Here is a 22,229-nt window from a genome sequence, read left to right as displayed (position 1 = left end):
AGTGCCGCCATGACCGACGACGAAACTTCCATCAACGACATCGCCACGGATGCGAACACGCAGCCGCCCTTATTCGTGCTCGGCGTGGGCGCCGCCGGCATGGACGCCGATCGCCTGGCAGAATTGCTCGATGCGGTTGCTGGCGCCTCGAATCTGGCCATCATGCTGTTGTTGCGCGACCGCCAATTATTGGATGAGGCACGCCTGCGCGAACTGCTCGGCAGCCAGGCGACCCTGCTGTCGGTCCCCAGTGATGGCGACCGGCTGCAACCGGGGCGCTTCTATCTGCCGCCGGCCGATACGGTGGTTACGCTGGAAGAAGGGCGCATCCGTCTGCGCGCCTTGCCCGGTGGCGAGAGCGACCACGGATTGATCGACAGCTTTTTCGTCTCGATGGCGCACGATCAGGATGGCAATGTGATCGGCCTGATCATGGGGCGCTTCGACGGCGACGGCACGCTGGGGACCGCGGCGATCCGTGAGTGCGGCGGTCTGGCGCTGGCCGTGGACGATGCCGCACTGCATGGGCTGGACCTGCGCAGCGCCAGCAACCCGGCCGCCATCACCGACGACATCCTGCCCCTGCCACAGATCGCCGCGCGTATCGCCGCGCACATGCAACGCCACCACGGCTTCGGTCATCCGGTGCCGACCGGCGTGCGCAATGGCAGCGAGAGCGACAAGCTCAGCCAGGTCGCCGCCATCCTGCGCAATACCACCGGTCACGATTTTCATGGCTACAAACGCGCCACCTTCCTGCGCCGCGTGCAACGTCGCATGCAGGTGGCGCAGGTGGAAACCCTGGAGCAGTATCTGGAGGTGCTGCGCAATCGCTTCGACGAACCGTTGCAGTTGTTCAACGACCTGCTGATCGGCGTGACCAAGTTCTTTCGCGACCGCCGCGAGTTCGAATTCCTCGAGCAACAGGTGATTCCGCGGTTGTTTCAGGGCAAGCACACCGGCGACAGCCTGCGCATCTGGGTGCTGGGCTGCTCCACGGGCGAAGAGGCCTATTCGCTGGCGATGCTGCTGCGCGAACACGCCGAAACCCTGGACACCGCGCCACGCATCCAGATCTTTGCCAGCGATATCGACGGGCGCGCACTGGCCACTGCGCGGGTGGGGCGCTATGCCTCCAGCATCGTCGGTGAAGTCGCACCCGAGCGGCTGCGGCGCTGGTTCGTCAAGGAAGGCGACACCTATGTGGTGAGCAAGGAGCTGCGCGAGCTGTGCGTGTTTTCGCAGCACAGCATCGTCAAGGACCCGCCGTTTTCGCGGCTTGACCTGGTGTCGTGCCGCAATCTGTTGATCTACCTGGATGCCGAATTGCAGAACCGGGTGATCCCGATCTTCCATTTCGCCATCCGTCCAGGCGGTTATCTGTTCCTGGGCAATGCCGAAAACGTCTCGCGGCACGCGCAATTGTTCATCCCGGTGGAGCGCAGCTTTCGTGTGTTTCAGCGCATCGATGCACAGAGCAACGTGCATGCGACGTTCCCAACCGTGCAGCCCGCTGCGGTTGTTCGGGTACCGACACCACCGCAACGGCAGCACGCTCCCAGCAATGCGCTGGTGCGTGCCGGCGAGCGTATCGCCGACCGTTATGCGCCGGCGTATGCGTTGCTGGACGAGCAGTTCGAGGTGCTGCACTTCTCGTCGCAGGCCGGGCGATTCATCCGCCCCGGCGGCGGCACGCCCAGTCTCAACCTGCTCAATCTGATCCATCGCGATCTGCGCCTGGACTTGCGCAGCGCGCTCAGCCGCGCAGAACGCGACCGTTCGCCCGTGCATGTCAGGGGCATCCAGGTGCACGAAGACGCGGCGACCTGGGCGGTGAACCTGTTCGTCGAGCCAACCGCCGACTCGGAGGTGCCGCGCGGCTACGTCGTGCTGTTCCAGGAAGTGGAAGCGCGCGAACCGGTGGAGCTGCCCGCACCACACGACAGCGTGCACGACGATGGTCATGTGCAAGTGTTGGAAAACGAGCTGCGTATCACCCGCGAGCGCCTGCAATCGATGATCGAGGAACTGGAAAGCACCAACGAGGAGCTCAAGTCCTCCAACGAGGAATACCAGTCGCTCAACGAAGAACTGCAGAGCGCCAACGAGGAGCTGGAAACCTCCAAGGAAGAGCTGCAATCGGTCAACGAGGAAGTGACCACCGTCAACGGTGAGCTGGCCCATCGCGTGCAGGAGCTGGCACAGGCCAACAGCGATCTGAAAAACCTGCTGGAAAGCACCCAGATCGCCACCGTCTTCCTCGACAACGAATTGCGCGTCACCAACTTCACCCCGGCCGTCACCGACATCCTGCCGCTGGTGGAAAGCGATATCCAGCGCCCGATCAGCCACATCAAGCTGCATGTGGATTACGACGAACTGCAGGATGATGCGCGGCGGGTGATCCGCACCCTGGCAGTGCTCGATCGCGAGGTCGAAAATCCCACCACGCATGCGCGCTACATGGTGCGTGTGTTGCCGTATCGCACCGTGGACAATTTCATCGGTGGTGCGGTGCTGACCTTCATGGACGTCACCCCGCTCACGCGCGCCGAGCGTGCGCTACGCAGCAGCGAGCAACGCCTGCGCACCCTGATGGAAGGCATCCCACAGCTGGTGTGGCGCTCGCTCGATGGCGGCCGCTGGACCTGGTCCAGCCCGCAATGGTCCAGCTACACCGGCCAGAGCGATGACCAGAGCCTGGAGCTGGGCTGGTTGCAGGCGGTGCACCCGGACGACCGCGAGCCGACCATGAATGCCTGGCTGGGAAGTGCGTCCAGCGGCAGGCTGGATATCGAACACCGTCTGTTCAATGCGGCCGAACAAGGTTACCGCTGGTTTCATACGCGCGGCGCGCCGGTGCGCGACGAACGCGGCCAGGTGCTGGAATGGCTGGGCACCTCCACCGAATCGGATAACCTGCGCCGCCTGCAGGAAGAACAGCGCGTCTTGGTGGCCGAGTTGCAGCACCGCACGCGCAATCTGATCACGGTGGTGCAGTCGGTGGCCAAGCAGACCGTGCAGGCCAGCCAGAGCATGCCCGAGTTTGCGGCCAAGTTCGAGGATCGGTTGGCTGCGTTGTCGCGCGTGCAGGGGCTGCTATCGCAATCGGACAACATGCCCACCACCATCGGTGCCCTGCTGCGCATGGAGCTGGATGCGCTGGGGGCAGAGCCGGATCAAAGCCGCATCGTGGTGGAAGGCCCGAACGTGGCGCTGCGCAAATCCACCGTGCAGACGCTGGCCTTGGCGCTGCACGAGCTGGCCACCAACGCGCTCAAGCATGGCGCGCTGGCGGTGGATACCGGCACCTTGTCGATCCGTTGGGAAGTCGTCTCCGGCAGCGATACGCCGGCGCGCCTGAAGCTATTGTGGATCGAAGAAGGTGCCAGCCAGCAGCTGCGCAACGACCGCGATGAAGCCGGTGGCTTCGGCCGCCGCCTGATCGAACAAGCGTTGCCGTACAGCCATGGCGCGCAGACGCGCTACGAGCTCAGCGATACGCGTCTGGAATGCGAGATCCAGCTGCCGCTCAATCCGGTAAACGGGTGAGTTGGATCGCAAGACGTCGGGACTGCAGGAATGGCTGCTGCAGCGGGCAGGGTGTGCACGTGCACGGCGCGGCCCACGCCGCGATGTGCATGTCTGAGCACCGGCACGCGGCTTTGGTGCGGATGAAGACGTACGCGACCATCTAGACCGCTAGTGAGAGCGCCGTACTGCACGCGATACGCCTGTGTAGTGCGTGCGTGCCTGCCGCAGCGGACTCTGCTGCACATGCTTGTGCATCTCACAACTTCGCGTGCGCTGTACACGCGTAGCCTACGGAAAATACTGCGCGATGGTGCAGATCCTGCGGCCTATTCGGCGTTCGCAGCGGATGTCGTGCGACTGAAGCTGCGTGAAACTCTTGCAGTGGCGACCTTTGCGAAAGTGAAAAAGTTGGCGCGCATTGTGCGTAACCACTTAGGGATGGTCTGATCAATGCGGCCAGAGGATGCGTCGACCCGCATCGGTAGCGCTGACTACGCTCACACCTTCGGTTTTTCGCTGTTTCCAGCGCATTCTCGGGGCATTCTCCCCATTACAGGCACAACTTCCCAACGGCAGGCATCAACTGCTTCCGCTTCAGCCACAGGTTCGACAGCGCAAAGAGCGTCAGCACCTGCGCGGTGTTTTTGACCAGGCCGCGATAGCGCACCTTGGCATAGCCAAACTGGCGCTTGATCACCCGAAACGGATGTTCCACCTTCGCACGCAGGCTGGCCTTGGTGTGCTCCCAGCGCTTGGCCAACTTCAGTTCGCGCTTGTTCTTGATCTGCTTCAGCTTCGAGGGCTTCTCCGCGATCAGGTAGCGTAGCTTGCGCTTGCCCTTGATCTCATCGCGCTTCTCAAGCCCGGTGTAGCCGCTGTCCCCACACACCGTGTCTTCCTTGCCATGCAGCAGCTTGTGCGCTTGCGTGATGTCCGCCACGTTGGCTGCCGTGCATTCCACGTGGTGCACTAGGCCGGATTCATCATCCACTCCAATGTGCGCCTTCATCCCGAAGAAGTATTGGTTGCCCTTCTTGGTCTGGCGCATCTCCGGATCGCGCTCACCGTCCTTGTTCTTGGTCGAACTGGGCGCAGAGATAATCGTGGCATCCACAATCGTCCCGCCGCGCAGGCTCTGACCCTTGCGCGACAGATGCGCGTTCACCCGATTGAACAGCTTGCGCGCCAAATCGTGCTGCTCCAGCAGATGGCGAAAGTTGAGAATCGTCGTCTCGTCCGGCACCTCATCCAGCCCGCCGATCTTGGCGAAACGGCGCATCGACACCGTGTCGTACAAGGCTTCTTCCGCCGATGGATCGCTCAATGCATACCACTGCTGCAAAAAGTGGATGCGCAGCATCGTCTCCAGCCGATACGGCTGTCGTCCCGGTTGCCCCGACTTCGGGTAGTGCGGCTCGATCAGCCCCAGCAGCTCCTTCCACGGCACGACCTGCTCCATCTCGGCCAAAAACACCTCACGCCGCGTCCGCTTGCGCTTGCCGTCGTACTCCGCGTCGCCGAAGGTCAGCTGCATCGAAATCGTCTACTCGGGTCGATGATCGATTGTGGCAGATCAGGACGGATTGTTCAGAGTTTCCTTAGGTCATCGCGATGTACACCGTGGAGTAGTCATGATTACGCGCATTCTTCAGTTGTCTGCCCGTGTGGCGAGCAATGCCTGGGTCGAGGTCGGCGTAGGCGCCGATGCCGACATCCTGGTCGCAGACCGTGGGGACAAACGCGAGGAGCGCGCCACCTTCGGTCGCCGCGCACCAGGGCAGCAGCGTTCGATCCATTTGCAGGAGCCTGGCGGATTGGGCGGGGTGGATCTGGCCATTTGGGAAACACAGCGCTGCGCCATTCCGCTGTGCGGTTTCGTCTGCACTGCATCGGCAGACGGCACCACTGCCGCAACCTGGTTGAGCCAGGACGGCAGTGCGGTGTATGCCGCCGGATTGCGCAACGTGATGGACATCGGCGGACGCCTGCAGATGGGGTTCTCGTTGCTCGTCGCCTCATCGGCGAGCATGCCCACCTACCGGCCGCTGTGTATCGACGCCGACCTGAGCAAGTGGCTGCACATGGGCGGTGCCGAGGCCATGCGTCATCTCACGCCCTGGCGGCTGGAACGCTGCGCCGCCGCGGCCGGCGTACGACCGGAGTGGGCGGGCGAAGCGGCCTCGGCGCGGATCGCACGGGTGTGAACGCTTGCGCCACGCAGCCAAAAAGAAGGGGCCCGGTGGGCCCCTTTATCGTTTCGGTGGTGCGGACGGATCGGGATTGCCGCCTGATCGCCAGCTCGCTACGAACAGATCACTAGACGGCCGTTAAGCGCGCAATCGTCAATTGTTCTCGGTGTCCTCCGTACCGCCATCCAGTGCGCGTTGCTGCGCGTCGATGTGTTGCTGCTTGCCGTACGTGCCGCTCTGGCCGAAGTTGGGTTGCGTGCTGCCATCGCGTTCCGGGTGGCCGTCGGGTTCGCCTTCGCCCAGGCTGCCGCCGCGGCCATGACCGCGTTGATTCAACGCTTCCGGCGCCCCGTCACGCGGTGGCTGTGCGTCGTGGGTCTGGACCGCCGATGGATCGTCACGGCCCCGGCCATCCACCGATGCGTCGGGACCGTTGCCGCGATAGGCCGATTGGCGTTCGTCGTGTGTGTCGAGTGTGGATTTTGTGTTCATGGCAACTCCTGTGCAGTGCAATGAAAAAGCCCGGAGCGCGCTGGCCCCGGGCTGGTGATGGGTGCGGCTGCACCCATCAATTAACGCTGGATATCGCCGGTGGTGGAGCCGGCGCCCGGGCCTGCACCCAGGTCTGCGCCGGTCACGCGGTCCAGCTCGGGATTGGAGAGCAAGCGCTCGGACATGGCGTCCAGCGCCGCGGTCTGCGTGGCATCCAGCGCAACCGTGGCAGAACCGTCGCCACCATCCACGGCGGCCTGCGCCTCGCGGTCGGCCACCACTTCCCACTGCTCGCCGGCATTCCACGGGCCGATCATGTCGCCTTCGCCCTGCGAGGTGTTGTAGTACTTGTCGGTGAAGCGCGGATCGCCTGGCAGCTTACCCGGCGGGAAGTTCGGCTCGATCGAGTACAGGGCTTTTTCGAACGACTTCTGGTGCGCCACTTCGCGCGTCATCAAGAAGCGCAGCGCATCCACGATGCCCGGATCGTCGGTGACGTTGATCAGGCGCTCATACACTAGCTTGGCACGTGCCTCGGCCGCGATATTGGAGCGCATGTCGGCCGTGGGGCAACCGATGCTGTCCACATACGCCGCCGTCCACGGTACGCCGCTGGAATTGACCAGGGCCGGACCGCCGCCATACAGGATTTGCTGGGTATGGCTGGTGCTGTTCTGGGTCATGTTGCGCATGTCCATGGCCTCTTCCATGCCCTCGGAGAGCACCGCCTTGGGCCCCTTGTTGAGCATGGCGATGATCGAGCCAATGATCTCCAGATGGCTGATCTCTTCGGTGGCGATGTCGAACAGCAGATCCTTGCGGCCCGGATCGTCTTCGCCCAGGGCCTGGGTGAAATAGCGCATCGCAGCGGCCAGTTCGCCCTGCGGTCCGCCGAACTGTTCCAACATCAGCGTGGCCAGATCCGGGTTGGGTTGGGCGACGCGGACGGTGTACATCAAACGCTTGTTGTGCATGAACATGGGTGGTGCTCCATGGCTGGCGCCCGGCAACTACGACCACTTAGGGAGCGGGCAGAAACGTGGGGCTTTGGCTTTCGGGGGGATGCCCGCAGGATATGCAAGCGACGCAGGACGGCGCTGCCGTCCTGCGCGGTGACTCAGGCGGCCTTGCTGGCCTTGGATGCCTTCTGGTTGCCGCCTTGCTCGGCAAGCAAAGTCAGCTTTTCGTCGGTGGCCTTTTCTTCTTCCAGTGTGGCCAGCAGTAGCGGCAAGGCATCGGCATAACCGAGTTGCTTGGCCATGGCGGCGATGGTGCCGTAGGACGCGATTTCGTAATGCTCCACCTTCTGCGCGCCGCCGATCAGCGCAGCGTCGCGCACCGGGCCGGCTTCGATTTCGTCGATGACCTCGCGGCTTTCTTCGACCAGGCCTTCCATCGCAGCGCACTTGATGCGCTTGAGCTTGATGCCCAACGTCTCAACAACCTGGTCGATGCGTTCGATCTGGCCCTGGGTTTCTTCCAGGTGGGTTTCGAAGGCTTGCTTGAGTTTCGGCTCGGTGGCCGCACGCGCAAGACGCGGCAGCGACTTGGTCAGCTGCTTCTCGGCGCTGTAGATGTCCGACAGTTCGTGGATGAAAAGTTCTTCGACGGTCTTGATCGCCATGTGTGGCTCCTTGGGTTGGTCAGAGGGTGGGTTGCTGCGGTTCGCCATGTCGATGGCGATGCCTTGATGCGCTCGCGTTGCACGCCTGCAGACGAACGTGCCGATGAATCACGTACGAAACTGTTGAAGATTCCGTGCGCGTCACTCGCTCGCAAATGAGCGCTGCGAGCACGTCGCTTGATGTTCTTCGAAAGACACCTTCGTTTTCGCTTCGATCTCCAGGCAGCACCGCGTGGTCGCTACGGTAGTCCTGCGAGTGTTAGCGGGATTGGTGGAAACGGTGATCCCGGTGCGATGGCGACCTGTGCTGTAGTGCAGGCCGCGCTCGCTGCGTGGGCAATGATGGAAATTTTAATTGGCGTACCTGTTACCGCCATCGCCTCGGCATGAATGCGGCGTCGCTTGCGCATCGCTGCTTTCGAGCATCGATCCATGTCGATGCGGTACAACGATGATCGAACTTTTTGCGAGGCTGTGCGATGACGCCGCTGGACAAACCCTTACGTCGCCAACTGCAGATCGGCGATCAGGCATATACCTTGGTCATCGATCCGCAAGGTTTGAAGTTGGTCGAGAAAGGCAAGCGCAAAGGCGTGACCTTGCGCTGGGAAGAACTGGTCAGCGGCGATGCTGCGCTGGCCAGTGCATTGCAGGCTTCGCTTGAAGATCGTTAGCGCGGCGGTGCCGAGCAGCGGTTAAAGCGCGAATGGAACGACTGCGCGCACCGTCTGGCGGACGCGGCTGGCGATCGTTGCGATCGCGCACACCCTACTGCTCGCCTGCGCCGTCCACGCCGACCCGAAGCGTGCTGGATCGGGTGTTGCCGCTGCGCTTGGCGTGGATAGATATTCCAACGACTGGAACAAGCGCGACAGGTGGCCTGGCACAACCACCTGCAGTGCTGGCATGTGGTGGAGGCCACTGCCCATCACTGCCAGCACCTACGCTTTGCAATGCACGCCGGCCACCACCGCGCTCGCCTGGCTCAGCGTGTGGCAAACAGCCGCGCCAGCTCGCGCACCGCCGCTTCCGTTGCGGCGCGATCGGGCATGGCGTCTGCATTGTTGAAGTCGTGCGCGCCTTGCGCCTGCACCAACAACCCGTCGCGTCGCGGCACGACGTTGAGATTATGGCCGCGCCAGACCAGGCCATAGGTGACTTCCGGCTGCGGGATCAGGCGCGCGGTCTGCCCGCGCACCGGAATCACGCTGTCGTCGCCCAGCAAGGCGCGCGCACCGTAGCCGGTCGCGTTGATCAGGATCTTCTCGCGCAAGTCGCCGAATTGGCGCGGATGCTCGAACTCGCGCGTGTAGAGCTCGCCGCCTGCCTGCAGAAAGTCGTCCATCAACAAGCGCGCGTAGGCGCTGAGGTTGAAGGTGAGCTGGCTGTAGCGGCGCACGAATGGCACCGGAAACGGATGACCACCGGGCGCCACCGGCTGCGAGCGCGGACCAAGATCATCGAGCAGTTCGCGTACCAGCGGCGGATAGTCCGGCTCATGCGCTTCGGCAGAGGCGACAGGTTGATCGAAGGGCACGTCCGAGAGCACGTAGCCATCGCGCCATTCAATCGGCTCGCCAGGCAGGCCCAGCAGGGTCTGGTAGCGGCGAAACGATGTGCGCGCCATGTCTTCCCAGCGCGTCTTGAAGTCGGCAGTGGCGTGTTCGCTGGTGCACACGCGCGAATCGGGCGACCACACGCCGGTGGCATAGAACGAACGCACATCCGGCAGGCGCTCGCGCGCGTAGATGCGCACGCGCAAGCCGGCGCGCTGCGCCACCAGGGCGGTCGTCAAGCCGATCGCGCCACAGCCAATCACCGCCAGCTCGCGCGCAGCGGGGTCGGCCGCACGCACCAACCGTAATGCCTGTTCGGCGGCACCCCACGAGAGTGACCACCCGCTGCCGCCATGCCCGTAGTTGTGCACCACCGTCCTGCGCCCGAGACGCTCGGCTTCGATCCGCGGCCCCTGCGCGCGGAACGGGCGCGTGCAACCGTTGATGGCGATGATGCGGTCGACCGAGGCGCGCATCGGTGCCAATGGCGGGGCAGCCGCGAATGGCGCAGGCAGACCACCCGGCGGCGTGACCGGCAGCGTGGCGGGCGGGACGGCGCGCGTCTTGTCGGTTGCTGCCCAGCTCGCCGTGGAGGCGGCCGCCAGCGCAACACCGGCGCTGCGGAGAAAATGACGACGGTGCATGCAACTCCCTGACGTGCTGTGGTGGGTGATGTGGTTGCCGTGATGCGGCTCGCCCCGCGTGCGCGGATGCATGCTGTGGCCTCTGCAGATGTGTTGTCTGCCGCGTGCCAGCATCCGAGCGCGGCATGCGCAGCGCCGGCATGTCTCCAGCATAGCGCGCGCATCTGCCGCGGCCGTAGCCGGCACCACGGTTTCGCACCGCAATCCTGGCGCTTGATGCCGCGCTGGCGGCCATTCGTCGCCCGGGGCTTTCGCAGTCGCGCGCGCCGGCTATGCTCGCTCCCGTCCCACCCAACGAGCTGCCCACCCGTGTCTGCCAGCGTGTTCCTGATCGTGCGTATCGTGTTCGCCTGTGCCGCCGCGTTGGTGGTGGCAGGGATCATGTGGGCGCAGTTGTTCGGCTCCATCGGCCCGATCTACGCGTTGGCCTGCATGGTCTTGCTGACGCTGGCGTTGATGAGTTCGGTCACCCATGTGCGGCGCGTGCGCCTGATCGCCGATCGGCTGGACCACACCACCTTGTCCACCCGCCAGCGCCGCCAGATCGAAGTGCCGCTGGATGTGCAGGCCAGCTTTGCGGTGATGGAAGAGGCGGTGCGTGCGCTACCGCGTGTGCAGGACATCGAATGCGCACCGGGCAGCCTGCTGATCCGCGCCAAGGTGCGCCGCATCGACCCGTACGCCGGTCGCCAGCCGTCGCGCTGGAACCTGTTCGCGCGCTTTGCCATCACCCACAACCAGATCCTGGCGACGATCGCGCCGGGGCAGGGCACCAGCAGCGTCACCGTGTTGTGCGAGCCCGACGCCGGCGCCTGGGTGGATCTGTTCGCGGTGGACGAAGGCAGCAATTACGAAAACGCCGAGGCGATCAATCGCGCGGTGGTGCGCCGGGTCGGCGAGCAGCGTCGCGACGAACAGGCCGCCGCCGAACAATCGGTCATGGAAAAGGAACTGGCCGTGGCGCGCCTGAATCTGCTGCACGCCCAGGTCGAGCCACACTTTCTGTACAACACCCTGGCCAGCGCACAGGTGCTGGCGCGCACCGACCCGCCGCGCGCCGAGATCATGATCGGCCATCTGATCCAGTATTTGCGCAGCTCGCTGCCCAATGCCGACGGCGCTATCGCCACCCTGGGCGAAGAACTCGAACGCACCCAGGCCTACCTGGAGATCCTGCGCATCCGCATGGGCACGCGGCTGGCCCTGCAGGTGGAAGTGCCCTACGAACTGCGTGCGTTGCCGCTGCCGTCGATGATGTTGCAGACCTTGGTGGAAAACGCGATCAAGCACGGGCTGGAAGCCAAGCCCGGTGGCGGCACCGTGTGGATCCTGGCGCGTCGCCACGATGACCATGTCACCCTCACCGTGGCCGACGACGGCCAGGGCTTCAACACGCACAGCCATGGCACCGGCATCGGCTTGAAGAACCTGCGCGAGCGCTTGCAGCTGATCTATGCCGGCAAGGCGAGCTTTGCCATCGTGTCCAACTTCCCCAGCGGGGTGGCGGCCACCTTGAGCCTGCCACTGCCGACGCAGTTTGCTGCCGCGCCGCCACCGTTAGCCACTGCGGGCGCACAGGCCGCACACGCCTCCCAGGTGCGCGCATGAGCGCGCTGCGCGCGGTGGTGGCCGAAGACGAGGCCTTGCTGCGGCAATCGTTGCTGACGCTGCTGGCCGAGGTGTGCCCGCAGTTGCAGATCGTGGGCGACTGCGAAGACGGTGCCAGTGCGCTGGAGACCATCGCCGCGCAGCAGCCGGACGTGGTGTTCCTGGATATCCGCATGCCCGGCCTCACCGGCATCGAGGTGGCGCGTGCGATGCGCGAGATCAGCCCGCGCAGCCAGGTGGTGTTCGTCACCGCCTACGACCAGTACGCCATCGATGCGTTCGAACACGGTGCGGTGGATTACCTGCTCAAGCCCATCGGCCGCGAGCGCCTGCAGGCCGCCTGGCAGCGCGTGCAACAACGCGCCGCTGCTGGGCAGCCGGATGGCGCGTTGTTGGAGGCCTTGCTGCAGCGTCTGTCGGCACGCCCGGCGGCGGCCAGCGCTGCTCCGCCGCTGGCCTGGCTCACCGCCAGCAGCGGGCGCGAGACGCGCCTGATCGCGCTGGATGAGGTGGCGTATTTCCAGGCCGATCAGAAATACACCACGGTGATGACCGCGGCCGGCGAAGCGGTGTTGCGCACGCCATTGCGCGAACTGCTGGATGTGCTGGACCCGCAGGTGTTCAAGCAGATCCACCGCTCGACCATCGTCAACATGAAGGCGGTTGCCTCGGTGGTGCGCGAGGACACCGGCAAGGGCCGGCTGGCGCTGCGCGGCCGCAGCGAAACGCTGACCGTCAGCCAGCCGTTCATGAGCCTGTTCCGCGGCATGTAAGCGCGTTCGGCAGACATCGCGAGCAGTCGCGGATGGATACCGACAGCGCGCGTGGAACCGGCATGCGCGCGCGTGCCAGGGCCGAGTTGCGATGACCGATCACCGCTGCCTGATGCGCTGCAGCCTGCTTTGATTCCCCCGTTTGCATCGACTGAAAGGACTGTCTCCATGCGCCTGATCGCCTCCCTGGTGTATTGCCTGCTTGCCCTGGCCGGCTGCCATGAACGCAGTGGCACCACCTCGATCACCCGTGCCACCCGCGACGGCCACGATGTGATCTTCAGCAAGACGCTGATCACTGCGATCGGTACCAGCGTGCATTGCCTGGCCAGCGATACCGGCCACTGCTACTACCTGATCTTTGAGGATCAGTGCGGCGCTCGCAGCAGCGGTGATGGCGCAAGCACACCGACGTGTGCCCGCAAGACCTTGGACAGCTTTGCGCTGGCGCCAGGGCAGGTGCGCGAATTGCGCGGCGTCCCCGGCCAGGCGCACACCTGCGTGGACACCACCGCTCCGCGGGCCGATTGCCACGGTTGAGGAAGGCTTACCCACGCACCGAGCCGGCGTCGGGTGGGCATGCGTCAGATGGCACCCTCCACGCGCACAAGCCGGAGCGCACCGCGCAGTGTCTGCGGGTCCCCGGCACCGGCACCCCGCCGCGCCAGCCTGGCTGCGGTGCAGATATGCCTTGTCGCTGCAGCAGGCAATGGGCACCGGCGTGCGCCGGCAGGCGGCGCACTGCCGGATCGGCAGGATGCCGGCAGCGAAACTCCGGCCATGCCTGAATACGCACTGACGGCAAGCGGTCGCTTCTGCGATCATTACCGGCTTGTTGCCGGTTCACGGCGTCCTCACTGCCAGGCTCCTCATGTCCGAACACTCGCTACGCCGCGACGTTGGCCCCTTCGCCCTCATGCTCACCGGCCTGGGCTCGATCATCGGCTCTGGTTGGCTGTTCGGCGCCTGGCGCGCAGCCGGCCTGGCCGGCCCCGGCGCGATCTGGGCCTGGGTGCTGGGCGCAGCGATCATCACCACCATCGCGCTGTCGTATGCCGAGCTGGGCGCCATGTTCCCCGAATCCGGTGGCATGGTGCGCTACAGCCACTATTCGCACGGATCGCTGGTGGGCTTCATTGCCGGCTGGGCCAACTGGATCGCCATCGTCTCGGTGATCCCGGTCGAGGCCGAGGCCTCGGTGCAGTACATGGCGTCCTGGCCATGGGCCTGGGCGCAGGGCTTGTATGTGCAGGCGCCCGGAGGGGCAGGTGAGCTCTCGGTGCCCGGCCTGCTGATTTCGGCGGTGCTGGTGCTGGTGTATTTCTTTTTGAATTTCTGGAGCGTCAAGCTGTTCGCGCGCTCCAATACGCTGATCACGGTGTTCAAGCTGGTGGTGCCGGCGGCGACCGGCGTGGCGCTGATCGCCAGCGGCTTCCACAGCGAGAACTTCAGCGTCGGCATCCACGGCGATGCGCACGTGCTCGACCTGGCCGCGGTGCTCACCGCAGTGGCCACCGCCGGCATCGTCTTCAGCTTCAACGGCTTCCAGAGCCCGGTGAACCTGGCTGGCGAAGCGCGTAACCCCGGCCGCAGCATTCCGTTCGCAGTGTTGGGTTCGATCGCGCTGGCCACGGTGGTGTACGTGATCCTGCAGGTGGCCTACATCGGCGCCGTGCCGCCGGATCTGCTGGCCAAGGCCGGCTGGCACGGCATCGATTTCCGCTCGCCGTTCGCCGAACTGGCCATCATCGTCAACCTGCATTGGCTGGCGATGCTGCTGTACATCGATGCATTCGTCAGCCCCAGCGGCACCGGCATCACCTATACCGCGACCACTGCACGCATGGTCTACGGCATGGAAAAGAACGGCACCATGCCGGCCGTGCTGGGCAAGCTGCACCCGGTCTGGGGAGTGCCGCGCATGGCGATGTTCTTCAACCTGGCCGTGTCGTTCGTGTTCCTGTTCTTCTTTCGCGGCTGGGGCACGCTGGCGGCGGTGATCTCGGTGGCCACCATCATTTCCTACCTCACCGGCCCGATCAGCGCGATGGCGCTCCGCCGGCACGCGCCGGAACTGCATCGCCCGCTGCGCATTGCCGCACTGCCGGTGCTGGCCGGCGTGGCCTTCGTGATGGCCACCGAACTGCTGTACTGGGCGCGCTGGCCGCTGACTGGCGAGATCATCCTGCTGATGGTCGTGGCGCTGCCGGTGTACTGCTATTACCAGGCCAAGCAAGGCTGGCCGGATCTGCGCCGCAACCTCAAGGGTGCGGCCTGGATGATCTGCTACCTGCCCACCATCGCCCTGGTCTCGTGGGCCGGCAGCACCGATTTCGGTGGCCACGGCTACCTCAGCTATGGCACCGATCTGGTCGTGGTCGCAGTGATGGGCGCGGTGTTCTACGTCTGGGGCGTGCGCAGCGGCTGGCGGACTCCCTCGGTAGAAAAGGCGGTTGCGCAGGCGTAAGCGGTCACAGTGTCGGCCGCGCTGCCAGGAGCCGGCGCCCGTCAACCGGCTGGCAGTGATCGCTGGGGATTAACAACAACGGCCGGTGCAGTGCGCACCGGCCGTTGTTGTTTGCAGCGGAATCAGTGCTGCAGGCAACGCGTTTCCGTCAACGGCGTCGCTGCATCGCATGGCGGCCCTGGTCAGGAATTGACCACCAGCCGTGGCGCGCCATCGAAGCGGTCGAGGTCGCGCAGCAGTTCGGTGTAGCGGCGTAGGCGGCCCATTTCGCGCATGTTGACGATGTCCTCGTGGCGCAACTCGCGCTTGGAGGTGACCTCCTGCTTGTAGCGCAGCACCTCCGGGTAGCGGCGCGTCATGTCCAGCGCGTCGGCAACGCACTCGACCGAGTCGGCATCCGGCGTCACCCGTGCGCGGCTGTTGAAGGCGCGTAGCCAGCGCTCGAAACCGGCGCTGTGGTCGAACAGGTCGGCGATGTACCACATCACGAACAGGATCGACGCCCACGAGGTGAAGATGATCACCACCCGGCTGAAGGTCAGGTGGTAGTCGTTCTGCCACAGCTGGTGCGTGATCACGCCCAGTAATATCAGCGAGATCGCCTGCCAGCCGATGATCGAGGCGATCACCCACTGCTTCTTGGCCACCTTGAGCAACGAGAGCTCTTCGTCGAGCTGCGCGTCGGTCTTGTCGCGCCAGTGAGCCACCTGCTCGTCGAAGGGGAGCCGATGGAGTGCGTTGTCCTGCAATAGCAGGCCTAAACCCTGGAACAAAGCGATCATGACAAGCTCCTGACGGATGGCTGGTACGAACGACTTGCTGCACTGGCCGTGGCCGGTGCCTGGAGCGTCCGCAACGTGCTGGCCAAGCAGTGCGTCGACGGACGGTCTTAGTTCTAGCACTTTCGCTGTGCATGGCAATGCCCCAAGCCAAGCGCTGGCCGCGCAATTCTGCGCAGACGCGCACAAATTGCTGAATTCAGGCGGATTTGCTGCAATGCCGCCGCCGCGTGCCTTCCCCGCGCCTTCGATCTTGTTGCACTGCACACTCGGCGCTGCGGCAATTGCCGGTTCACAGGAGATGGCAGGCTGGCTTGCCGGACACGTTCGGAAGGTAGGCGTTGGGGAGACGCCGGGCCCGCTTGTAGAAAGATCAGGGGGGACTGCCCGCGTGGTCAGTACCCACCCAGATGCCGGGTCGCCCTCTTCCGGCGCCGCGGTCACGAAGCCCGTCCGCATCTGGTCGCCGTCGCGACTCATGCGTGGATGCTGGTTTGCGCGACGCTGATCTGGCGTTGCAGATGCGCTGCGTATCATGGCCGTATGTCAGCCGTCCTGCGCACCCTCACCGCCCCCGCCGCCAAACAGATCCATCGCTGGGTGCTCGATGCGTTTCCGCGTGGTCAGAGCACTATCGAATACGATCAGCCGCTGGGCGACCCCGGCATCTTCGGGCCCGACAGCATCACCTGGCGCATCCATTCCGAATTTCCGGGCATGTTGTCCGGCGGCCTGTGCGCATTGATGTTGCAGTTGTTGCATCCGCGCGCGCTGGCCGGGGTCTACGACCATTCCAACTTCCGCACCGATTTGATCGGGCGGCTGCGGCGCACCACCAACTTCGTCGCCGGCACCACCTACGCACCACGTGCGGAAGCCGAACAGCTGATTGCGCGCGTGCGCAAGATCCACTCGCATATCCGCGGCCACACCGCCGACGGCGTGCCTTATGAGGCCAACGACCCACAGTTGCTCACCTGGGTGCATGTCACCGAGGCCTACGGGTTTTTGCAGGGATGCCGGCGTTATTGCCGCCAGGTACCTGCTGTCATCGCCGACCGCTACTACGACGAAGCGCGACGCGTGGCCGAAGCGCTGGGCGCTGCCGATGTGCCGGCCAGCGAGGCGCAGGTGGATGCATATTTCGCATCGGTCCTGGGAGAGTTGCGCATGGACGCGCGCTCGCGCGAGGTGCTCGACATCCTTACCAGCATCCAGCTGCCGGTGCCCGCCGCGGGCCTGTCGCGCGGGGTATTTCTCGGCGCTGGCACGGCCTTGTTGCCCGGCTGGGCCAGCGACATGCTCGGCCGCACCACCGCCCAACGCGCGCAGGCGCGCGCATCGGCACGGTTGTTGCGCAGCCTGTCGCCGCTGTTCCGCACCGCCTTGCGCGACGGACTGTCTGCGCGCGCATGCAGGCGCATGCAGTTGCCGCCGGCGACGTTGCTGGAGTGGCCCGACCGGGCGTAATGGTTGCGAGATGGGGCTGGTTGCGCGTTCTGGAGTGGCGAGCGACGTGGCGGTGCCCGGGAGCGGCTGGCAAGGGGGATGCGCGCGGGCGGCAGCGTGATGCGACACCGTACCCTCACCCCAACCCCTCTCCCGAGGGTAGAGGGGCTTTCAGCACCCTGCCGCAGCGGCGGTGAGCGGCCAGCGGCTAGATGCAGCGTTGCGTGCTGCGTGCTACCAGCAATCGAACACTAGCCCCTCTTCCTTCGGGAGAGGGGCGGGTGAGGGTAGGGCGCATGTCGAGCGGCAGCCCAGGCGTCACGAGTTTTTTTTAAGCAGGCAGGCCAGCAAAGAAATCGTGAGTGCCGCGCTAATCACTTAATGCCGAGAACCGGCACAGCACAGCAACAACGCCAGCAGCAACAAAAACAACAACAGCAGCGACGGCAACAGCAACAGCAACGGCAACACCGACAACAACAGCGGCAAAACAGCAACAGCAGCATGCACGCAGTACCAAAGCTTAGCTGCGTCTCATCTCATGCCCGATCCCGTGGCGATGTCGCTCAACCTTCAACGCCAGACCAGTCTTGGCAGCGAAGAACTGCACAGCAGACATACGCATCAGTCGCGCTGTAGCACCAGTGTTAAACAGTAGCCCTGCAGCGATCGGCCAAAATGGCGCTGCAGCGATCGACACACCAATTACCAGATCCTGACCCGCTGCTCCGGCGCCAGATACAGCTGCTGATCCTGTGTCACATCGAAGGCCGGATACCAGGCATCCAGGTTACGCACGGTTTGCGCGCGGAAGCGGCCAGGCGCATGCACGTCGGTGAGCAGCGCATTGCGCAGTGCCGCGTCGCGATACTTGCCGCGCCAGGCCTGCGCAAAGCCCAGGAAAAAGCGCTGATCCGGGCTGAATCCATCCAGGGTCCGGGGCTGCTTGCCCTGCAGCGATAACTGGTAGGCGTCGTATGCAGTGGCCAGGCCCGCAACGTCGGCGATGTTTTCGCCCAGCGTCAGCTTGCCGTTGACCGACAAGTCGTCGAACGGTTGGTAGGCGCTGAATTGCGCGGCCAAGGCGTTGCCGGCGCTCTCGAATTTCTTCAGGTCTTGCGGTGTCCACCAGTTATGCAGCTCGCCGTGTTCGTCGAACAGCGCGCCCATGTTGTCGAAGCTGTGGCTGATCTCGTGGCCGATCACCGCGCCGATCGCGCCATAGTTCACCGCATCGTCGGCGGCGGGGTCGAAGAACGGCGGTTGCAGGATCGCCGCCGGGAAGATGAGGCGGTTTTCAAGTGGCACGTTCAGCGCATTGACCTCCTGCGGCAGCATGTACCACTCGCGATGATCGACCGTCTTGCCCAGCTTGGCCAGGTTGCGGCGGTATTCGAAGACCTCGGCGCGCTGCACATTGCCAAGCGCATCATCGCGGCGCACGTCCAGCCCGCTGTAGTCGCGCCAGGTGTCCGGGTAACCGACCGCCACCGTCAGGCCGGCGATTTTCGCCTTGGCATGCTGCTTGGTTTCGGCACTCATCCATTCCAGTGCGTCGATGCGTTTGCCGAACGCGGTGATGATGTTCTTGACCATCTCTTCGGCACGCGTCTTGGTCTGCGCGCTGACGTACTTCTGCACGTAGCGCTTGCCGACCGCTTCGCCCAATGCGGCATTGGTCGCGTCGATGCCGCGCTTCCAGCGCTGGCGCTGTTGCGGGGTACCTTCCAGCGTGGTGCCGTAGAACGCGAAGCGCTCGTCGGCGAAGGCCTTGGACAGGTAGGGCGAGGCGCGATCCAGCGCGCGGAAGCTCAGATAATCCTTCCAGGTCTGCAGCGGCTCGGACTGCACCAACGCCGACAATCCGCTCACCGCGCGCGGCTGCCACACGATGAAATCCTGCTGTGCATTGAGGCCGGCGGCCTCGAAGAACACCGGCCAGTCCAGGCCAGGCGCATTGCGCGCGAAATCGGACTGCTTCCAGGCGTTGGCGCCCGCCTGCACGTTGTTGGTCTGCTCGGGGGTCGCGTGCACGCGCGCCATGGCGATTTCCAGTGCCAGGATGCGCTCGGCCCTGGCGGGCGCATCGTCGATGCCGGCCAGCTCCAGCAACGTGACGATGTGCGCGCGGTAGGCCTCGCGCAGCTGCGTCATGCGCCCGCCGTCCAGGTAGAAGCTGCGCTCGGGCATGCCCAGGCCGCCTTGCACCAGATAGGGCACATAGCGGCCCGGATGCTGCAGGTCCTGCGACACCCACAGGCCAAATAGCCTGTCGGTATGGAAATTGGTGGCGTTGAGCAGATCCACATCGGCACGCAGCTGGCCGCCCAGGGTGCGCGCCAGCGCCTGCTTGTCGTCGAGCTGGGCAATCGCCTCCAGTTCCGGTTGCACCGGGCGCGCGCCCTTGGCCTCAATGCTGGCTTCGTCCATGTAGGCGGCGTAATAGTCGCCGATCTGCTTGTCTTCGCCGGTGACGCGGTCGTTGGCGGCAGCGCCTTCGATGATGTCGCGGCTATGCCGTTCGGTCTCGACGGCGATGGAAACGAAACTGTTGAAGCTGGCGCGATCTTCCGGAATCTGCGTGCGCTTGACCCAGTTGCCGCTGGCGTAGTCGAAGAAGTCGTCGCCCGGCGCCACGCTGCGATCCATGCCGGTCGCATCGAAGCCGAAATCGCCGAGCTTGGGCTTGCTGGGCGGCGGCGTTGGGTGCGTGCTCGCGGCCGGTGTCGTGCCATCACGGTGGCAGGCGGCGGTGGTCAGCAGCGCGGCAGACATAGCAGCGATCAGGACGGGGCGATGCAAAGAAGCCATGCGGCGCAGCTCGTATAACCAGAACGGACAACACAGTGTAGTGGCCTGCAGTGCCGGGTGCCGGTTCTCTCGTAGGCTCCGCCGCGGATCGTGGTGATGCGGACACGCTCGGTTCAGCGCCGGCGCTGATACCAGAAGCCGAGTGCGTCGCGGGTCTGCAGCATGCGCCGCCCGCGCCACAGAAACCGCAACAGCAGGCCCAGGTGCTCGCGCTTGGAAAAGCTGCGCAGCTTGCGGTCGGAGGTGTGCACGGTTTGGCGCAAGATCACAAAGCGTCCGCAGCGCGCCAGGGCGCGACTCAGTGCCACATCTTCGCCAGCGTAGTAACGGGTGTCGAAGCCCCCTGCGCTGACAAAGGCCACCCGCGTGCAAAACAGAAAGCATCCGGGCGCGATGCCGGAAACCCGGAAAAACCAGCCAAAAAATGCTTGCGCCACGCGCTCGGACCACACCCGCTTGCCCTGCAGATGCACCTGCGCACCGCCGCCTACCGCGCCGGCATCGAGCGCAGCCAATGCTGCGCCAACGACTTGCGGGTTGATGCGTGTGTCGGCATCCAGAAACAGCAGGCGCTCGCCTTGTGCGGCCTGTGCGCCGGCATTGCGCGTGGCGGCGATATGGCGCAACTGCACCTCCAGCACCTGCGCGCCATGGCTGCGCGCGATGGCCGCCGTGGCGTCCTCGCAGGCATCGGCCACCACGATCACCTCATAGTCCAGCTGCATGCCCTGCGCGCAGGCCTGCAGGCACTGCAGCGTGTCACCGATCAGGGCAGCTTCGTCATGGGCGGGAATCACGAAGGACAGCATGGGGCACGACGTGTGTGGGCTGCCGCCAGTGTGCAAGAGGCAGCGGAGCGGGCGTGTGAGCAGGGGCGGCCGGCATTCGGTCCGTGCGATCGAACGAGCGCTGCGATCAATACACGCGTGTATTGATCGCGGTGTGACCGTGGGATCGCGGCAGCGGCGCGCAACAAGCTCCACCGCAGTGCCGCAGCGCGGGCAATGCATTGCGCAGACCGGCAGTCCACAGCAAGGCGATTGCGCTCACCGCCATGCGGGCGCGGCCGTGCGTGGAAGCGGCAGGTGCCGCAGTCGCACACGCCGGTTGCCAGCGCGCCGTCCGCATCCACCTGGCAGCGCCCGTTGCGAGGTGGCCGCCCAGGGCCGGGCAGCACGGCTCAGCGGTTGACCGCGCCCATCATCGCTTCCGGGTAGCGCGTGCCCGCCGCCGCTTGCGGCGGGAAGATGGCATCGATGCGGGCCAGTTCGTCCGGCATCAAGGCCACATCCAGCGCAGCGATGTTTTCTTCCAGATAGGCCAACCGCTTGGTGCCCGGGATCGGAACCAGGTCCTGGCCCTGCGCCAGCACCCAGGCCAGCGCCAGTTGCCCGGGCGTGATGCCCTTGTCGGCAGCAATGGCCTTGACCTGTTCCACCAGCTGCAGGTTGCGGGTGAAGTTATCGCCCTGAAAACGCGGCGAATGGCGGCGGTAATCGTCGGCGTCGAAATCGTCCGGCGACGAAAACGCGCCGGTCAGAAAACCGCGCCCCAGCGGCGAGTACGGCACGAACCCGATGCCGAGTTCGCGCACCGCGGCGAACACGCCGTTGTCTTCCGGCTCGCGCGACCACAGCGAATATTCGGTCTGCACCGCGGTGATGGGATGCACGGCATGCGCGCGGCGAATGGTGGCTGCGGCCGCTTCCGACAAACCGAGGAAGCGCACCTTGCCTTGTTCGACCAGGCGCGCCATCGCGCCCACGGTGTCTTCGATGGGCACATTGGGGTCGACGCGGTGTTGGTAATACAGGTCGATATGCTCCACGCCCAGCCGGCGCAGGCTGGCTTCGCATGCGGACTGCACATACGCCGGACTGCCGTCGATGCCGCGCACCGACGGGTCGTTGGGGTCGAGCTTGATACCGAATTTGGTGGCCAGAAACACTTCATGCCGGCGCGAGGCAATCGCCTTGCCGACCAGCACTTCATTGGTGTGCGGGCCGTACATGTCGGCGGTGTCGAGCAAGCTGATGCCACGATCGAGCGCGCGGTGGATCACCGCGATCGAGGCGGCCTCGTCGCTGCGGTCGCCATAGAACGCGCTCATTCCCATGCAGCCAAGGCCCAGGGCCGAAACGGTGGGGCCGGAACGGCCAAGCGTGCGGGTTTGCATGGGGGGGACTCCGTGCAGCAAAAGGTCGGGGAACAATGGCGTGAAAGGCGTTAGCGCGATGTGGCCCACGCGCTAACGCACAGCCCGCGCAGATCGGCAGGCCATGCTGCGATCTGCGCGGGCTGGT

18 protein-coding genes and 1 pseudogene are annotated in these 22,229 nt (G+C 64.9%); 9 read left to right on the top strand and 10 right to left on the bottom strand.

Going from position 1 to position 22,229, the window contains the following annotated elements; genetic code table 11:
• Positions 1-9 precede the first annotated feature (9 nt).
• Both ACCQ00_RS18160 and ACCQ00_RS18155 read left to right on the top strand, forming a co-directional pair.
• A complete protein-coding gene (locus ACCQ00_RS18160; RefSeq protein WP_039571516.1) occupies positions 10-3,552 on the top strand; it encodes a CheR family methyltransferase in 3,543 nt (1,180 codons plus the stop codon).
• 225 nt (positions 3,553-3,777) lie between these two features.
• Complete coding sequence (locus ACCQ00_RS18155) at positions 3,778-3,981, top strand: hypothetical protein (protein WP_372354000.1); 204 nt, start codon at positions 3,778-3,780, stop codon at positions 3,979-3,981.
• 103 nt (positions 3,982-4,084) lie between these two features.
• Here ACCQ00_RS18155 and ACCQ00_RS18150 read toward each other — a convergent pair whose 3' ends face one another.
• On the bottom strand, positions 4,085-5,068 hold the full coding sequence (locus tag ACCQ00_RS18150) for an IS5-like element ISXfu1 family transposase (RefSeq protein ID WP_022557821.1): 984 nt from the start codon (positions 5,066-5,068) through the stop codon (positions 4,085-4,087).
• A gap of 97 nt (positions 5,069-5,165) precedes the next feature.
• Here ACCQ00_RS18150 and ACCQ00_RS18145 point away from each other — a divergent pair, with 97 nt between their 5' ends.
• Complete coding sequence (locus ACCQ00_RS18145; protein WP_039571521.1) at positions 5,166-5,738, top strand: hypothetical protein; 573 nt, start codon at positions 5,166-5,168, stop codon at positions 5,736-5,738.
• 138 nt (positions 5,739-5,876) lie between these two features.
• Here ACCQ00_RS18145 and ACCQ00_RS18140 read toward each other — a convergent pair whose 3' ends face one another.
• The 3 genes from ACCQ00_RS18140 to ACCQ00_RS18130 all read right to left on the bottom strand — a co-directional run bounded on the left by ACCQ00_RS18140 (position 5,877) and on the right by ACCQ00_RS18130 (position 7,839).
• The gene (locus ACCQ00_RS18140) at positions 5,877-6,215 is read right to left on the bottom strand and encodes a hypothetical protein (RefSeq protein ID WP_039571524.1); all 339 of its coding nucleotides are present in this window, start codon (positions 6,213-6,215) and stop codon (positions 5,877-5,879) included.
• Positions 6,216-6,295: 80 nt separating this feature from the next.
• Positions 6,296-7,195 (bottom strand): manganese catalase family protein, encoded by a 900-nt coding sequence (locus ACCQ00_RS18135; RefSeq protein ID WP_008577723.1) that lies wholly within the window; start codon positions 7,193-7,195, stop codon positions 6,296-6,298.
• A gap of 137 nt (positions 7,196-7,332) precedes the next feature.
• Complete coding sequence (locus ACCQ00_RS18130; RefSeq protein ID WP_008577724.1) at positions 7,333-7,839, bottom strand: YciE/YciF ferroxidase family protein; 507 nt, start codon at positions 7,837-7,839, stop codon at positions 7,333-7,335.
• A 479-nt stretch (positions 7,840-8,318) separates the two neighbouring features.
• On the opposite strand from ACCQ00_RS18130, the gene ACCQ00_RS18125 reads away from it, so the two are divergent.
• Positions 8,319-8,513 (top strand): hypothetical protein, encoded by a 195-nt coding sequence (locus ACCQ00_RS18125; RefSeq protein ID WP_039571530.1) that lies wholly within the window; start codon positions 8,319-8,321, stop codon positions 8,511-8,513.
• 311 nt (positions 8,514-8,824) lie between these two features.
• Here ACCQ00_RS18125 and ACCQ00_RS18120 read toward each other — a convergent pair whose 3' ends face one another.
• Complete coding sequence (locus tag ACCQ00_RS18120; RefSeq protein ID WP_039571534.1) at positions 8,825-10,039, bottom strand: FAD-dependent oxidoreductase; 1,215 nt, start codon at positions 10,037-10,039, stop codon at positions 8,825-8,827.
• A 309-nt stretch (positions 10,040-10,348) separates the two neighbouring features.
• On the opposite strand from ACCQ00_RS18120, the gene ACCQ00_RS18115 reads away from it, so the two are divergent.
• The 4 genes from ACCQ00_RS18115 (at position 10,349) to ACCQ00_RS18100 (ending at position 14,887) form a co-directional block, all read left to right on the top strand.
• Positions 10,349-11,647, top strand: a complete 1,299-nt coding sequence (locus tag ACCQ00_RS18115; RefSeq protein ID WP_039571537.1) for a sensor histidine kinase — start codon at positions 10,349-10,351, stop codon at positions 11,645-11,647.
• Positions 11,644-12,420 carry a LytR/AlgR family response regulator transcription factor gene (locus ACCQ00_RS18110; RefSeq protein WP_017157421.1) on the top strand — a complete coding sequence of 259 codons (777 nt, stop codon included), beginning with the start codon at positions 11,644-11,646 and terminating at the stop codon, positions 12,418-12,420. Before ACCQ00_RS18115 ends, ACCQ00_RS18110 begins: the two co-directional genes overlap by 4 nt.
• 168 nt (positions 12,421-12,588) lie before the next feature.
• Positions 12,589-12,960 carry a hypothetical protein gene (locus ACCQ00_RS18105; RefSeq protein ID WP_039571540.1) on the top strand — a complete coding sequence of 124 codons (372 nt, stop codon included), beginning with the start codon at positions 12,589-12,591 and terminating at the stop codon, positions 12,958-12,960.
• A 331-nt stretch (positions 12,961-13,291) separates the two neighbouring features.
• A complete protein-coding gene (locus tag ACCQ00_RS18100) occupies positions 13,292-14,887 on the top strand; it encodes an APC family permease (protein WP_039571543.1) in 1,596 nt (531 codons plus the stop codon).
• Between the two features lie 182 nt (positions 14,888-15,069).
• Here the strand turns inward: ACCQ00_RS18100 and ACCQ00_RS18095 are convergent, their stop codons facing one another.
• On the bottom strand, positions 15,070-15,759 hold the full coding sequence (locus tag ACCQ00_RS18095; RefSeq protein ID WP_080948960.1) for a hypothetical protein: 690 nt from the start codon (positions 15,757-15,759) through the stop codon (positions 15,070-15,072).
• 393 nt (positions 15,760-16,152) lie between these two features.
• Between ACCQ00_RS18095 and ACCQ00_RS18090 the strand changes: the two genes are divergently transcribed.
• Entirely contained in the window at positions 16,153-17,136 is a 984-nt protein-coding gene (locus tag ACCQ00_RS18090) for an oxygenase MpaB family protein (protein WP_180301644.1), read from the top strand.
• A gap of 684 nt (positions 17,137-17,820) precedes the next feature.
• Here ACCQ00_RS18090 and ACCQ00_RS18085 read toward each other — a convergent pair.
• The 4 genes and pseudogenes from ACCQ00_RS18085 to ACCQ00_RS18070 all read right to left on the bottom strand — a co-directional run bounded on the left by ACCQ00_RS18085 (position 17,821) and on the right by ACCQ00_RS18070 (position 22,102).
• Complete coding sequence (locus tag ACCQ00_RS18085) at positions 17,821-19,890, bottom strand: M13 family metallopeptidase (protein ID WP_039571550.1); 2,070 nt, start codon at positions 19,888-19,890, stop codon at positions 17,821-17,823.
• Between the two features lie 149 nt (positions 19,891-20,039).
• Positions 20,040-20,735, bottom strand: coding sequence for a glycosyltransferase (locus tag ACCQ00_RS18080; RefSeq protein WP_039583661.1), 696 nt, complete (start codon positions 20,733-20,735; stop codon positions 20,040-20,042).
• A 126-nt stretch (positions 20,736-20,861) separates the two neighbouring features.
• Positions 20,862-21,058: pseudogene (locus ACCQ00_RS18075) on the bottom strand (hypothetical protein); the annotation flags it as partial.
• Between the two features lie 48 nt (positions 21,059-21,106).
• Positions 21,107-22,102 (bottom strand): aldo/keto reductase, encoded by a 996-nt coding sequence (locus ACCQ00_RS18070; protein WP_022560061.1) that lies wholly within the window; start codon positions 22,100-22,102, stop codon positions 21,107-21,109.
• Positions 22,103-22,229: the final 127 nt, after the last annotated feature.

The sequence above is a fragment of the Xanthomonas sp. NCPPB 3761 genome, assembly GCF_041475705.2.
Lineage (GTDB): Bacteria > Pseudomonadota > Gammaproteobacteria > Xanthomonadales > Xanthomonadaceae > Xanthomonas > Xanthomonas phaseoli.
Note: the sequence above shows the minus strand (reverse complement) of the source record. Positions and strands in the feature narration are given on the sequence as shown.